This window comes from Solidesulfovibrio sp. DCME (assembly GCF_049995385.1).
In the GTDB taxonomy this organism is placed as follows: Bacteria; Desulfobacterota; Desulfovibrionia; order Desulfovibrionales; family Desulfovibrionaceae; genus Solidesulfovibrio.
On sequence record NZ_CP188261.1, the window covers coordinates 2,301,131 to 2,314,541 of the forward strand.

Below are 13,411 nucleotides of genomic sequence, written 5' to 3' on the forward strand. Positions count from 1 at the left end.
CTTCAACGTGCTGCTACACAAAATACTTTGGTTAAACACTTATGAAGGATACGTTGCGTATTCACTATAATGTTCATCCATTGGTTTGGGTGGTTATTGTGTTCGTGCTTGCGGTTCAATTAATGGCGATAGGAAAAGTGCGTGGGGTTGGCGATGGTGAAGGCTATCTGTTAAATACATCCCGTATTTTTTCTCTTAATACTTACGAAGATGACGGTTCTGCTAATCTCGCACTCGCATTGGGTCAAGGAAAGAATCTTCCTCGATATCTGCCTTATGGAATCGATATTGGGGGGCCTTATATATATCTTGGACGATTCGTTCTCCTGGTGGCTGAACGTCTTGGTCTGGTTACTCTGTTTAGTGATCCATCCCTTTACCTCTTATATCCCGATGCTTATAGAACTGTTTGGAAGACTTTTGCTGTATATAAAGCTGTTTTGTTGATGCTGGTTCCTCTGGTGCTTTATTGGTTATGCACAAATTTTTTCACGAAGTTATCTGGTATTTTTGCTGTTTTGATATTTGCTGCCATGCCTTTTGTACCCGGTTTTGAAGTGCGGTTGAAAGTTGATGTTCTCGCTGTTGCTGTCGGATTATTGTCCGTAATGCATCAGATTCAATTTTTGCGAACGCGACAACCTCGCTATTGTATTTTTGCCGCAGCTTGGTTAGGCCTTTCTCTTTCAATGAAATTAATTTTGATCACTACGGGACTGACACTGATATGTTTTCTGGTGTATTGCTCGATAAAATGCGCTCAGCGTCTTCGTTATTTTTTAAGGGTTGGCACGCAAGCTGCTATTGTTTTTCTAACTGTTTATGTTTTGGCCAATCCGATGGTGATTCCCGGGTGGTATGTTTATTTTACTTCAATTGCTAAACATCTTGGTGAAAATTCAAATTCTTCTATCGGTACATTGCATGCTTTATGGCTGCGGTGGTCCTCGTTTGATATTTTTTTTGGTCCAGTTTTTTTGTGGTTAATTCCACCTGTTTTGGTTTTTTCGATTTATTTAACTTGTCGTTTCAAAGAAAACCGAGCATTTTTTGGTACTTTGCTTTCTCTTTTGATTCTTCAAACGATTTACTTTAGCCTGTCGTTTCGAGGGGCTTTGGCAAATACGACATATTATTACTATTCACACGCCATTTTGTTGATTCCACTTATGGCATCATGCTTTGCTTGGCTTAGGATTCGTGTTTTGAAGATGATTCCGAGTATTGCGTTTGTCGTAATCCCTTTGTTTTGTGCTGCACTGTTTTTTTCTTTTAAATCACAGGTCGCTGTTCTTCAGTATTTGACGTCACGGACAGATAGGCAAAATTTCTTGCATTGGATAGATAACAATCTTGTCCCTGGTGCTTCCATTGGCGTACCTGTCGAGAGATTTTCGAACGTTATTGATTCACTTATTCGTGTTGATCCTTTTCGGTATCGTGTTGTTCCTGTTGGAAAAGATGCTTCGCTAGCTGCGCAATATCTGCCGGACTATATTTTGTGGGTGCGCCCTTCGCCGGTTGCCAAAGCTTTAGCTCTTCCGGAATATGATCTTGCTGCTTGTTTCAATGCCGGTAGTGAGTTGCCCCACAATCGTTATGATCTTTACCAGGAAGAAGTTTTCGAACTGTATGCGCGAAAAAGTTCTTTGCCTCAGAAGTCACCCTCTTTTTCTCCTTGGAATCTTGAGTATGACATCGGTCGGTTTTTGCGGCGTGATATGGAGCAGCAATTCAATATCATGCAATTTCAAGGAATGCATTTTTATCCGATCTCGTTAGATTTATTTCGTAAAACACAACAGACCATTGTTCCTTTCCCGACGCAAGCTTTTGCTGGGGCTGTGCGCTATCGCACATCTCCTTTGACGTATGTGCATCAGGCTGACCCCCTCTGTTTACCTCTTTGGGGCGTGAAGTATGTCGTTGCTGATATGCGCCCAGAATCTGCCTTTCTGACACATACACTTGGCAGGTCTGGAAAACGTTTCGAGTTCATGCAGCAGTTTGAGGCCACGTTTGAAGGGCAGCCTCGTAAAATTGGTATTTTTAAAAATATCGATTATCTTGGCCAGGTGTTCTTTGCTCCCGAGTCGCTTCCCCGTGAACGGAACACGCTCCAGAGGACCCATGGACGCTTCCTTGAACGACCGTTGAAAACTTATGGAACCCTTTACCCGCAAGAATTTCTGCTCGCTGGTAATGTGACTGCTATAGAGGTTCGTCTGGTTATTGAAACGGACACTACTGTGGATGTTTTGATCAAAAGTTCAGGACATACACAGTCTTATCTGATTGGTCCCGGATATCATGACGTTTTGTTGCCGTATACTGTTGCAAACTCGGATGGAAGTATTGACTATGAAATTAATACCACCGCAGATTCAGGAAATATAATCGTTCACGCGCTGTCAGCTTCTCCTCTTCGACTGCAAAAGTTGCCAAACGTTGATTCTTGCGCTATTGATTCTCGGCAAGCCTTTGTCCATTTTACAAATTTTGATTCTGGAAGAGTTTTTTTTGCTTTGCCGTTTCATAAGTATTGGGTGGCCGAGGTAGATGGACAACGCGTCCAGGTAACGCCTGGTCCGGCGGGTTGCGTTGCAATCCCTGTCATGGCCGGCGAGCATTTTATCGCCTTAAGGACAACTTTTCTCAGATGAATCCCGATAAGTTAGCCAAGATCCGTTCTTTTGCCGCCTGTGACGTTGCATTGCAGTTTGTCGATGGGCACGTGTTGCTGGGTGAAGCTGATATTGCCGCTCACGGTACAGCCGGGGAAGGCCTTGTCGGCAGGTTGAAGGACTTCCTGAAGCAATATCCTGCGCTTTATTCCATACTGATTTCGTTCTTCACGTCGGTCCGTATCGCAGCACAATTCAAGCGCGAACTTGATGCTGTTTTAAAACAGTATGACGAAACGGCCGTGATTGTTAATATCGGCAGCGGGCCGTCTCGGATCAACAATCGCGGTGATATCATTAATGTGGATATTTTCCCCTTTGAAACGGTTGATGTCTGTGTTGCGCCGGGTCCGCTACCGTTTCATACGAACAGCGTCGATTTGCTGCTAAGCATCGCTACGCTCGAGCATATTGCCGACCCTGTTTCAATGGTGAATGAATTTCGGCGTGTCCTCAAACCGGATGGCGAACTTCTGCTTTATCTCCCGTTCATGCAACCTTTTCACGCCGCTCCTTCTGATTTTCAGCGTTGGACGGAGGAGGGCTGCAAGGTTCTTTGTTCTGGCTTTGCGCAGGTCAAACAGGGTATTGGTGCCGGTCCAACTTCCGGTTTCCTTTGGATTGGCTGTGAATGGTTAGCCCTGCTCCTGAGCTTCGGAAATGAAACAGTTCGTTCGCTCTTCAGCCTCTTTCTCGTGGTACTGACTTCACCGCTCAAGTATATTGACTGCTTACTTGAGCACAATACCAATGCCAAGCTTATTGCCAGCGCTTTTTATATACGAGCTAAAAAATAAGACTGCTTCCGTTTGAGCCTGCTTGCGGCCTCATCTTCGCAAGTGCACGCTGGCGCCCTCACCCTCAGCGCTGCCACATTGACAACAGCCAGACATAGCCCGCCGACGCCGCCAACTGACTGCCGGCGATGGGCACGCCGTAGCGCATAAACGCGGTAAAAGGGATCGGCTTGCCATGGCTGGCACTGATACCGGCGGCCACGAGTGTGGCCGAAGAGCCGATCAGCGTGACATTGCCGCCGAGCGTGCCGCCGAACATCATGCCCGCGAAAATGGGGAGCGACTGCGGCGGCCAATCGGTGTAGCCAAATCCCAGAGCCAGTTCGGGCACCATCTTCGTCATGACAAGATAGCCTTTGGCCAGCAGGATCGCGGCGGCCACGACAGGGATGTTGGCCAAAAACCCAGACAGGAATCCGATGGACACCAGGAGTGCCAGGGACGCTTCCAGCACATGGTCACCAAAGGCGGCATAGAGCATTCGGGACAAGCCGCTCATGACACCGGTCTTGGTGATCTCCTCGACGAAACACATCATGCAGAAAATAAAGACCAGCGTGCGCTAGTCGATGTCCCGGAAGACGGCTTCCGTGGATTCGTAGCGGGACACATGCAGGGCGAGCAGGGCCAGGCTCGCGCCGATGATGGCCGCACTGGGCGGAATAATGGGGATGGGCAGGTAGTCGCCGACAAGAAACAGCCCCACCATCACCGCCAGGGCGCCAAGGGACAGCAGGCAAAACCCGGGGCGAGCGATGGGATTGGGCCGCAGGTTCGGGGACATACGGCGTCGTGCCTTCCAGGCCGGCCGGAACAGCCAAGGCATGAGCGGAATCACGATGAGAATGCTGAGCAACCCGCCGGGGCTGATGGTTTCGAGATAGTGCACAAAAGACAGGCCGGCGGCCTGACCAACGAGAAAGGTGGCCGGATCGCCGACCAAGGTGAGGAGGCCTGCCGCATTGCTGATGAGGGCCGTGAGGATGATCGGGCCGGTGAAATCCGTGTCCAGCTCCTAGCAGACCTGGATGACGATGGGTGCGATGAGGATGACGGCCGTGGCATTGGGGAGGATGGCGCAGACCACGGCGGTGAGCGCCGTTAAAAACAACAGGAAGCGCCGGCCGCTCCCACCCGTCAGGATGAGGAAGCGTGTGCCCAGATTGTCGAAAATGCCGGTCGGCGCGAGGACCCGGGCCACGACCATGCCGCCGAAAAGCAGCGCCAGGGAACCGGAGGAGGCCTTCGTGGCGTTGAAGATGTCGTTGTGGGTGACCACGCCGCCCATGGTCAACAGGGACAGGCCAAGCAGGGCGAGCAAGGTCATGTCGGCGACGTTGCAGGCGATACAGATGATGACCAGCCCGAAAACGACGGTGATGAAAAGCGTTTGCGTTTCCAGCATGACGGGTGTTCCAGTATTGGGCGTTTCGCCGGGTGGCGGGTGTCAGGTGCGCGGCCGTCGCGACAGCAACGCTCGGGGAGCACACCTGCCCATGGCTGCTTGTTTCGGAAACAGAGGGCTCCATGCTTTCGCAGCGCGTCCTTAGAAATCCGGAGGGATAAACAGCCCTCCCTGGGACCAGAGGCGGTTTGGCCCCGGTTCGAGGCCCAGGGGGCTGTCCGAGCCGAGGTTGCGGCGGAACAGTTCGCCGTAGTTCCCGACCGCGCCGATGACCCGGGCGCCCCAGCCCGGTTCGATACCGAAGGGTTTGGCCAGGAAGTCGGACTTGATAAGGTATACTTCCTTGGCCGGGGAGGGCGACGCGCCGGGCTGGAAATCCGCCTGTTTGAGGCCGAATTCCTCGGCCAGCAGCAGGCTGGCCCAGACGGCCTCCACGAGCTGGCGCCATTCCTGGTCGCCCTGGCGAACGGCCGGGGAAAGCGGGTCCAGGGTGAGGTCGTCCTTGATGATGGTGTAGGCGTCTTTTCCGCCAGGCGCACCAAGGCGCATGGAGGCCAACAGGACGGCGTCGCTGGCATAGCCTTGGCACACGCCCTGGAAAAACCCTTCGCGGGCCTGTTCGTCGCTATCGAAGTCGACTTTTTCCAGGTGGAGTTGCTTGCGCCTGGCCCAAAACATGAGCGAAGCATCCTGGGTGGAGTCCTTGACGACGCAAACCTTCGTGCTGTCGAGGTCGGCAATCGACTGTATTGCGCTTTGCGAGCGGACCAAAATACCCTGTGTGCTGTAGACAAGGGGGCCGGTGAAGACCAGGCCGAGGGTGACTTCACGGCGCAGGGTCCAGGTGGCGTTGCGCGCCAGGATGTCCACCTCGCCGCTCATCAGGGCCGTGAACCGGGCCAGTGTCGGCAAGGCCTTGTAGGAGACCCGCTCGGGGTCGCCCACGACGGCGGCCGCGACGGCACGGCAGAAATCCACGTCCAGGCCGCGCCAGCGCCCGTTGCCGTCCTGCTCGGAAAAACCGGCAATGCCGGTGCTGACGCCGCACCGGACCGTTTTGGCGGATTTGACCACGGACAGGATTTCGCCGGCCAAGGCCGGTCCGGCCATGAGCCACATGAGACTGCATGTGAGAAGGAATGTTCGCATCCTGCCTCCATGGCGCGGCCGTTGTTTTCGTTGGAGCCGAGCTTGTTGTTTTGATAGTGCAGTGCGCCTGGCGCCGCAACAACTGTGGAAAGCCGCGAGGGCCACGGTTTTCGCCGCAGATGGCTGGCGGATTATCCGACGTTCCCCGTCGCTCCGCTTTTGCGGGAGAGGCCTGTCCGGCCAGGGCCGCCGCTGCTCGTTCGACGACGCCTGGACCTGTCGATGCAACACAGCTGGCGCGTCCCGGGGCAGCCCCTTGGCTGCGACGGTTGCCGTGCCCGGAGAGCCCCGGGACGCCCGGCCTGCCGCCGGCAATCCACGGTGGCTTATTTCTTCTCGGGCGGATAGATGACCTTCCAATCCCGCTGCATGTCGACCACGTTCCAATTCCTGGCCTTGGCCTCTTCCAGGGCCTTTTTCGTGCCCTTGTCGTAGGCGTATTCCCGCTTGGTGTCGGTGTGGTGCACGAGCAGGGCCAGCCGGGCCCCCTTCTGGCCGACGGTGGTCCACTCGAGCATCTGCTGGTCGCCGTCGGAATTGCCGCAAGCGGCGATGGGCCGGCGACCGATGTGGGTGTCGATGCCCACGGGCTTGCCCGCCTTGTCGTCGACGAAGGCGATTTGCGGCAGGCGCATGATGACCGGGCCGTCCGGGCGCATCTCGTATTGCGTTTTGACGCTCGAACCGACGACCTGCTCGAGCGGCACGCCGTAGACCGCCTCGGTCCAGGGGCGCATGAACTCGATGCCGCCGCCGGAAACGATGAAGGTCTTGAAGCCGTTGGCGCGCAGATACGCCAAAAGTTCGAGCATGGGCTGGTAGACCATCTCCGTGTAGAGCTTCCCCGTCTGTGGATGGCGGGCCGTGGCGATCCAGTCCTTGACCACCCGCTCGAAGTCCGCCGTGGACATGCCTGTCTGGGCGGCCATGGCCAGTGCGATGAGGGCCTTGTCGCCGCCGGCCAGCACGCCCTTGAGGTCCCCCTTAAGGACCGAGGCGAAGGGTTCCTGAGTTTTCCATTCCGGATGCTGTGGGGCAAGGGCCTTGATCCGGTCCAGAATGAAGTAGACCTGGAAATAGAGCGGTTTTTCGGCCCAGAGCGTGCCGTCGTTGTCAAAGGTGGCGATGCGCTCCGGCACGGGCACGAAATCCGGCGACCCTTCGCGGGTTACCTTGTCGACGAAGGTGGTGATGGCCGCCTTGTTGGAGCCGTCGTTCCAGGAGGGCAGGGGATGGGCCGGCTGGGCGAAGGCGAGGTGGCTTACGAGCAATGTGAAAACGACGAGTGCGGCGGCGAAAAGGCTGCCTGGCTGTATGGCGCTGCGTTTCATGGCGTACGTCCTATCAGGGGTTGGGCGGGGCAACAGGCCCGTGCCCGTGGGCCAGCAGGGCCTGCGGCCACCGGTCCGGGAAAGCGCTTGCCCTCGGGTTGGGCGGTCCCCCAAGGGCAAGCCGTGTGCATCCGGTCAAGGCGGCCGTCCCGAAAGCCGGGCCGGGCTCAGTTGCCGCTCGGCATCGGGAGGCTGATGCCGTCCTTTTTGAGGGACTCGCGGATATATTGGAAGTTCTGGTACTTGGTCAGGGTGATCGGTCCCGAGTAGCCTTCGCTTTGCAGCTTGCGCGGCGGGTACTTGACGTAGGTCTTCATGAGGTCGCCAATGGCTTGGTTGAAGCTCGCCAGGGTCCAGGTTTGCTCGGTGTAGTTGTTCATGAAGATGTCGTAGCGTTCCTGTGCCATGGCCGCAGTTTCAGAACTTGATGGCAAACGAAGCATAGAGCGTGTCCATGAGGAAACTGTGCTGCGACCCCAGGTCGTGAATCCATTTGGCGATGAATACGAGGTCCTTGCCGCCGATGGGAATGGCGTAACTGGCGACGGGGCCGATGCCCGAGCCGGAGCTTTGGAAGGCGCCGAGCTTCGCCCCGGAGCCGGTATCCGGCGTGGTTTGGGTCAGCAGGTAGCCGGTCGCGCCCAGGGCGAAGCGGGGCGTGAAATGATAGGCCGTTGTCCAGTCCAGGTGCAGGAGGTTGCCGGACAGATAGTTGGTGGCCGGATTGACGGTGTTGATCATGTAGCCGGCGTTAAGCGACAGTTCGAAATTCGTTTTGCTCAGCCACGTGAAGGCCACGTTGCCGTCGAACGAGAAGTAGTTCATGCCGAGGTTGGTCAATTTGCTGGCGTTGTAGTAGCCGGTCGGCAAGAACACGATGGGCATGGCGACGAGGTGGCATTCGCCGAAGTTCCAGCCGGCGATGACCGGCATGAAGAAGATGTCGGACAGCCCGCCCCGGTTGCCGTAGCCGCCCACGCTTTTCTGGTCGGGCAGGGGAACGCCGGCCAGGTTGTCGCGGGACAGGTAGTTGGCCGAAGCGTTGCCGGAGACATGCAGGTTGATGATGATGGGCACGCCCGCGCCGATGCCGAGGAAGCCGTCGATGGCCGGCACGTCGAACATGTAGCTCAACTTGGTGAGGTTCAGGGTCGAATAGACGTCGAGCTTGGCATAGGCGCGCCCGCCCTTGAGCGCGCCGTCGATCTGGCCGGCCTGGTAGATGGTGTCATTACGGGTGTAAAAACCCGGGGCCGGAATATACCCCATGAGGAAGTCGCCGTAAGCGCCTTGAATATAGTGGCTGGTGCCGCCTTCGACCGCCGCCGCCTGCCGGGGGGCAAGAAACAGGCAGGCGGCAAGGCATACGACCAGCCAGGACAGGCAATGATGTGTACGCAGAGGAATGGAGGGCATTTTGGACCTTCTTTTTCTTGTTGGTGACATGCTGCAACAGCGTACACCCACTAGCCACGTGAACCTGGCACAGGCTTGCTGCACGGCCATGGTCCACTTTGTGCAGTCGATATGGTTATTATAACATAATTATAGTTGCTTTTTTCTGTAAATTGGTGACCGCAATTGTCTAAAAATAAAAGATGTTTTGTTTATATTTTCTGGCACGTCAATTGCCAGGCAGTTTGGGGCGCAGACGCTTTTGCGCCGGAGATGGGGTGGCGACAGGCATTTTTGGGGCATCGAACCAGGACACGGCAAGGGAAAGGGCATGATGGAAATCGCTGTGCACATGGGCCAGGACGGGAAAGCCGGGGATGTCACGGAGCCGGGCCGTGTCGTTGTCTACCGTTTCGAGGGGCAGGCCTGGGTTGCGGCCCGGGAGATCGCGCTTCGCGTCCATCTGGAACGGGGCCTGGTCGACATACGCCGCACCGCGGCGGAAGTGCGGCTGTTTCTGGGCCAGTGCGCCATCTTTTTGTCCGGCAAGCTGCCCTCGGTCTTCGCGCGGGCCTTGCACAACCGGGGCATCCAGCTCTGGGAATACGAGGCCGAGCCCGAACTGCTGCTGGACTATGTCTGGGAGCAGGTCGCGCAGGAAAAAGAGCGCGTCGCGCAGCGAAACAGCATCTGGCCCACGCCGGGGGACATGGGCGACGGGCATTACACCGTCTCGCTCCTGGGCAGCCAGGCCAAGGCCAGCGGCCTGACCACCAAGCAGGTCCTCGAAGCCTTTCTGGAGGCCACGCCCTTCAAGAGCCTGGAGGTCTACTGCAGCCACATGCCGCCCTGGATGGAGGCACGCTGCCGCAGCGGCGGGCTCACCTGCAGCCAGGAATGGGTCAATGCCGACGAGTTGCGCCTTGTTTTCCGCCCAGCCTCTTAACATGTTACGATGACAAGGAGTATTGCATGACGTTGCGTTCGGTCACGCATGTTGTCCTTCGGGCGTTTTGCCTGGCGATGCTGTGCGCCTCCACCGCCGCGACGGCCTTGGCCCAGGCCGACAAGGTGACCATAGGCGACAGCAAGCTCATCATCAGCCTGCCGGTCTTCGTCGCGGCCGATCAGGGGCTTTTCGCCCAAAACGGCCTGGACGTGACCCTGGAGGAATTCGAGACCGCCCAGCCCCTCATGGACGCCCTGGTCTCGGGCAAGGTCGACGTGGCCGGCTACACCGCCTACGCCATCACCATGAATGCCTCGCTGCGGGCGAAAAAGGAGCTGTACTACCTCACGAGCCTGGTGGAGGACGCCCAGCACCCCATCAGCAAGCTGCTGGTCAAAAAGGACTCGCCCATACAAAGTATCGCCGACCTCAAGGGCAAGCGCGTCGGCATCCTGCCCACCATCGCCTACACGCTCTGGCTGGAGGCCATCCTGGCCAAAAACGGCGTCGACCCGGCGGCGGTGACCCTGCAAAACGTGGCTCCGCCCCTGTCGGGCTCGGCCCTGGAGTCCGGGGCCGTGGACGCGCTTTTCACCAACGACCCGGCCGCCGCCGTGCTCACGTCCGGCGTGGGCAAGGAACTCGTGCCTGGCGCCGTGGTGGAACTGGCCTCGCGCGAGGGAACGCGTCGGATGCCCCTGGCCGAGCTGCTCGTCGGCCCCGGGCGCATGGCCCTTGGCGCGGGTGAAATCGTCCTGGCCGTTTGCCTCCCCCCGCCCCCGCCCGATTGCCTCCAGCATTTCGAAAAGGTGGGGCGACGCGACGCCCTGGCCATTGCCGTGGCCAGCCTGGCCGCCCTGATCGTCCGGGATGCCGCGGGACGGGTGACCGAGGCCCGCATCGCCGTGGGCAGCCCGGCCCCAACGGTGTTGCGCTGCCGGGGAGGCGAGGCGTTTCCGCTCGGACGCCGTCTCGACCGGGAAACCTTGCACGCGCTCGGTCAAGGCATCCGGGAGGGCATCGCGCCCATCGACGACATCCGGGCCACGGCCGCCTACCGGCGACAGACCGCCGGCAACCTGCCCCTGCGCCGAGGTAGGCGCAAAGGGCCAAGCCCATGCCGACCAGGGTGGCCCGAACCAGGGCCAGGGCGTTTCGGCGCGGTCGGATCGCCAGCGTTCATGCGTGCTCCAAGACCTTGGGCAGGGCCTTGGCAAAGGCGTCCATGGCCGGTTGCTGGGCCAGGGTGACGCGAATCCAGTTGGGGTAGCGAAAGCCGGTCATGGTGCGCACCATCACGCCCTCGCGCATGAGCTTGCGGTAGAGCAGCGTGTCGGAGATCGGCGTGCGGACCATGATGAAGTTGCCGGCGCCGCTTATGTATTCCAGCCCCATGGCGTCGAAGCGGTCGCGCAGAAAACCTTTGGCTTCGTCCACCATGCGCCGGGTAGCGGCGATGTGACCGGCGTCGTCGGTGAGGGCCGCCGTGGCCGCGAGCTGTCCCAGGCTGTTTATCGAATAGGCGATGTGGGTGCGCCGGACGATATCCACCGCCTCCAGGGAACCGCACAGGTAGCCGATCCGAAAGCCGGCCAAGCCGTACATCTTGGAAAAGGTGCGAAAGACCAGGACGTTGGCGTGGCGCTCCATGACCTCCAGGCCGTCGGGGAAGTCCGGATCGTCCAGGAATTCACGGTACGCCTCGTCGACCACCACCCAGGCCCGGCCGTCGAGGGCGGTCAGAAAGCGCTCCAGGCCGGCCCGGTTCCACCAGGACCCGGTGGGATTGTTGGGGTTGCACACGAAGACGATCTTGGTGTGCTGCGTAACGGCTGCCAGCATGGCCTCGGGGGACAGGGCCTGGTTTACGAGGGGGACCAGCCGGGGTTCGATGCCGGAAAATTGCGCCACCCACTCGTAGACGGCAAGGTTTTGTCAGCGGTCACAATGGCGTCGCCTGGCCCGCAGAAAGCCCGGATGACGGAACTGATGACCTCGCAGGAGCCGTTGCCGACCAGGAACCGGTCCGGGGATTTGCCGAAACGGGCGGCCAGGGTCTGGCGCAGGTCGTAGGCGTCGCCGCTCGGGTAGATGGCGCCGCGCTCGGGCCGGAAGGCGGCAATGGCTTCCTGGGCCAAGGGCGGCGGCCCCAGGGCGTTTTCGTTGTTGTTGAGGCGAAACAGGCGCGTCAGGCCGAACTGGCGCATGAGGACCGGATCGGGCCGGCTGGGGACGTAGCGCTCGAAGGACCGGACGTAGTCCGGGACGCGGTCAAGCAAGCCGCGCATATTGCCAGATGACCTTGTCCGCCTGCCCCCCCTGGGGGAGGACGGCCATCGGCGCGAAGCCGGCCTGGAGCAGGTCTCCGGCCAGCGCCGCTTCCCATGGGGCGGACAGATCCATCGTGTACAGGATGGTGCCGATGCCTTTGTGCCGCAAGACCGCCACATGCCCCGCCAGGTTTTCCGCCAGGTCTTCGCCGTCGAGAAACGGTTCCAATTCGGCGAAATTGCGTATCCGATCATAGGAGGCGCCAAGAAGCGACTCCCGTCTGGGCCGGCCGGCCGGCGCCTCCACCAGCAGGATGTCCCGGGGCAGGGCCAGCCGCTCGTAGGCCTGGCGCAAAAAGTCCTCCAGTTGCGGGGCGCACCAGACCGCCAGGCCGTTATCCTCGCGCAGATGGCGAAACACCACCGGATGGCTTTCCAGGCGACCGTCCGTGAGGGATTGGAGCGCTCCCAGGGTCTCGAAGGAGGCCTGCGGCAGATCGGCCGTGGCCCGGAAACTGAGCACGATGCCGTGGGGCCCCCGGGCCACGGCCGAAACAAAATCGTCGACCAGGAGCTTGGCCACGTCGCCCGCCGCTTCCGGCGGGGTAAAGACAAAGGGGCCGGAGAAATAAAGGGCCTGCCCGCTGCACGGGCTCCAGGGCAACAGGCCGGCGGTTTGTCCCGCGGCATCGCAGGCCAGGAAACAAGCCACCTGGCCGTCGGCGACCATATCGGGAAACTTGCCGGGCGTCAGGAAGCTGCTCGGGCATTGCCAGGGGGGATAGGCGGAGACGGCCAGGACGGCGGCTTGGGCGAGTTGCGCCGGGCTGGGGTTGGGGTGGATCGCGAAGGGCGGGCGCAAGCCCTCGGGAAGGCGGACCGGTGCGACTTGCGGATACGCTCTGTCCACGGTGGCTTCGAGGAGGAACCGGTCCGCGCCCTGGTGCTTGAGATGGTAGCGGTCCGCAGCCTTGCCGGCCAAAAGCAGGCCGATATCCCCGGCCAGCGCGTCGTCGGCCGTACTGCACGAGGCGCGGCATGTAATGTTGAGCGCGCCAAGGGAAAGGTTGTCCGCCTGGAAGGCAAAGGAGACACGCAACTGGTGCCGTTTGCTGGTGAGGCCAATGGCGAGCGGCCGGCTGCCCTTGGCGAGGCGCGCGAGGCACAGGCAGAATTCCTCGACGGTCAGTTGGAAACGGTAGCGTTCCCTCTGGCCGAAACCCGCGCGTTCCGCCAGGACGTCGGCCAGGCCGGCCACGGGACAGGCAAAAGCGTTTTCCGCCGGAATCTCCAGCGACACGCAGACGTCGTCGGACATAAGGCACTCCCGGCAACAGGCTTGGTGGACCGTTGGTCGCTTGCTGCCCTCGGAGAATATCGGATTCCCCTGTGCGCGGCAAACCGACAATGCCGGCCGGCCAAGGAAGCCGT

At 59.1% G+C, this 13,411-nt stretch carries 10 protein-coding genes and 2 pseudogenes; 4 read left to right on the forward strand and 8 right to left on the reverse strand.

Going from position 1 to position 13,411, the window contains the following annotated elements; genetic code table 11:
* The first annotated feature begins 41 nt into the window (after positions 1–41).
* On the forward strand, positions 42–2,663 hold the full coding sequence (locus ACP59X_RS09790) for a hypothetical protein (protein WP_428568654.1): 2,622 nt from the start codon (positions 42–44) through the stop codon (positions 2,661–2,663).
* Entirely contained in the window at positions 2,660–3,481 is an 822-nt protein-coding gene (locus ACP59X_RS09795; RefSeq protein WP_428568656.1) for a methyltransferase domain-containing protein, read from the forward strand. Before ACP59X_RS09790 ends, ACP59X_RS09795 begins: the two co-directional genes overlap by 4 nt.
* Positions 3,482–3,545: 64 nt before the next feature.
* On the opposite strand, the gene ACP59X_RS09800 is transcribed toward ACP59X_RS09795, so the two are convergent.
* The 6 genes and pseudogenes from ACP59X_RS09800 to ACP59X_RS09825 form a co-directional block, all read right to left on the reverse strand.
* Positions 3,546–4,037: an SLC13 family permease gene (locus ACP59X_RS09800; protein WP_428569847.1), complete on the reverse strand. Its 492-nt coding sequence runs from the start codon at positions 4,035–4,037 to the stop codon at positions 3,546–3,548.
* 6 nt (positions 4,038–4,043) lie between these two features.
* A pseudogene (locus tag ACP59X_RS09805) lies at positions 4,044–4,886 on the reverse strand (ArsB/NhaD family transporter).
* A 141-nt stretch (positions 4,887–5,027) separates the two neighbouring features.
* On the reverse strand, positions 5,028–6,035 hold the full coding sequence (locus ACP59X_RS09810; RefSeq protein ID WP_428568660.1) for a transporter substrate-binding domain-containing protein: 1,008 nt from the start codon (positions 6,033–6,035) through the stop codon (positions 5,028–5,030).
* Positions 6,036–6,361: 326 nt separating this feature from the next.
* Positions 6,362–7,366, reverse strand: a complete 1,005-nt coding sequence (locus ACP59X_RS09815) for an HAD family hydrolase (protein WP_428568665.1) — start codon at positions 7,364–7,366, stop codon at positions 6,362–6,364.
* A 167-nt stretch (positions 7,367–7,533) separates the two neighbouring features.
* Positions 7,534–7,773: a hypothetical protein gene (locus ACP59X_RS09820; protein ID WP_428568669.1), complete on the reverse strand. Its 240-nt coding sequence runs from the start codon at positions 7,771–7,773 to the stop codon at positions 7,534–7,536.
* 10 nt (positions 7,774–7,783) lie between these two features.
* On the reverse strand, positions 7,784–8,782 hold the full coding sequence (locus ACP59X_RS09825; protein ID WP_428568672.1) for a SphA family protein: 999 nt from the start codon (positions 8,780–8,782) through the stop codon (positions 7,784–7,786).
* 310 nt (positions 8,783–9,092) lie between these two features.
* Between ACP59X_RS09825 and ACP59X_RS09830 the strand changes: the two genes are divergently transcribed.
* Together ACP59X_RS09830 and ACP59X_RS09835 are read left to right on the forward strand one after the other, a co-directional pair.
* Positions 9,093–9,707 carry a Fe-only nitrogenase accessory AnfO family protein gene (locus tag ACP59X_RS09830; protein ID WP_428568677.1) on the forward strand — a complete coding sequence of 205 codons (615 nt, stop codon included), beginning with the start codon at positions 9,093–9,095 and terminating at the stop codon, positions 9,705–9,707.
* Positions 9,708–9,733: 26 nt separating this feature from the next.
* Positions 9,734–10,960 (forward strand): ABC transporter substrate-binding protein, encoded by a 1,227-nt coding sequence (locus tag ACP59X_RS09835; protein WP_428568680.1) that lies wholly within the window; start codon positions 9,734–9,736, stop codon positions 10,958–10,960.
* Here ACP59X_RS09835 and ACP59X_RS09840 read toward each other — a convergent pair.
* A pseudogene (locus tag ACP59X_RS09840) lies at positions 10,890–11,998 on the reverse strand (pyridoxal phosphate-dependent aminotransferase). The gene ACP59X_RS09835 and the pseudogene ACP59X_RS09840 sit on opposite strands and share 71 nt — an antisense overlap.
* The gene (locus ACP59X_RS09845) at positions 11,982–13,298 is read right to left on the reverse strand and encodes a hypothetical protein (RefSeq protein WP_428568683.1); all 1,317 of its coding nucleotides are present in this window, start codon (positions 13,296–13,298) and stop codon (positions 11,982–11,984) included. Before ACP59X_RS09845 ends, ACP59X_RS09840 begins: the two are co-directional and overlap by 17 nt.
* Positions 13,299–13,411 lie beyond the last annotated feature (113 nt).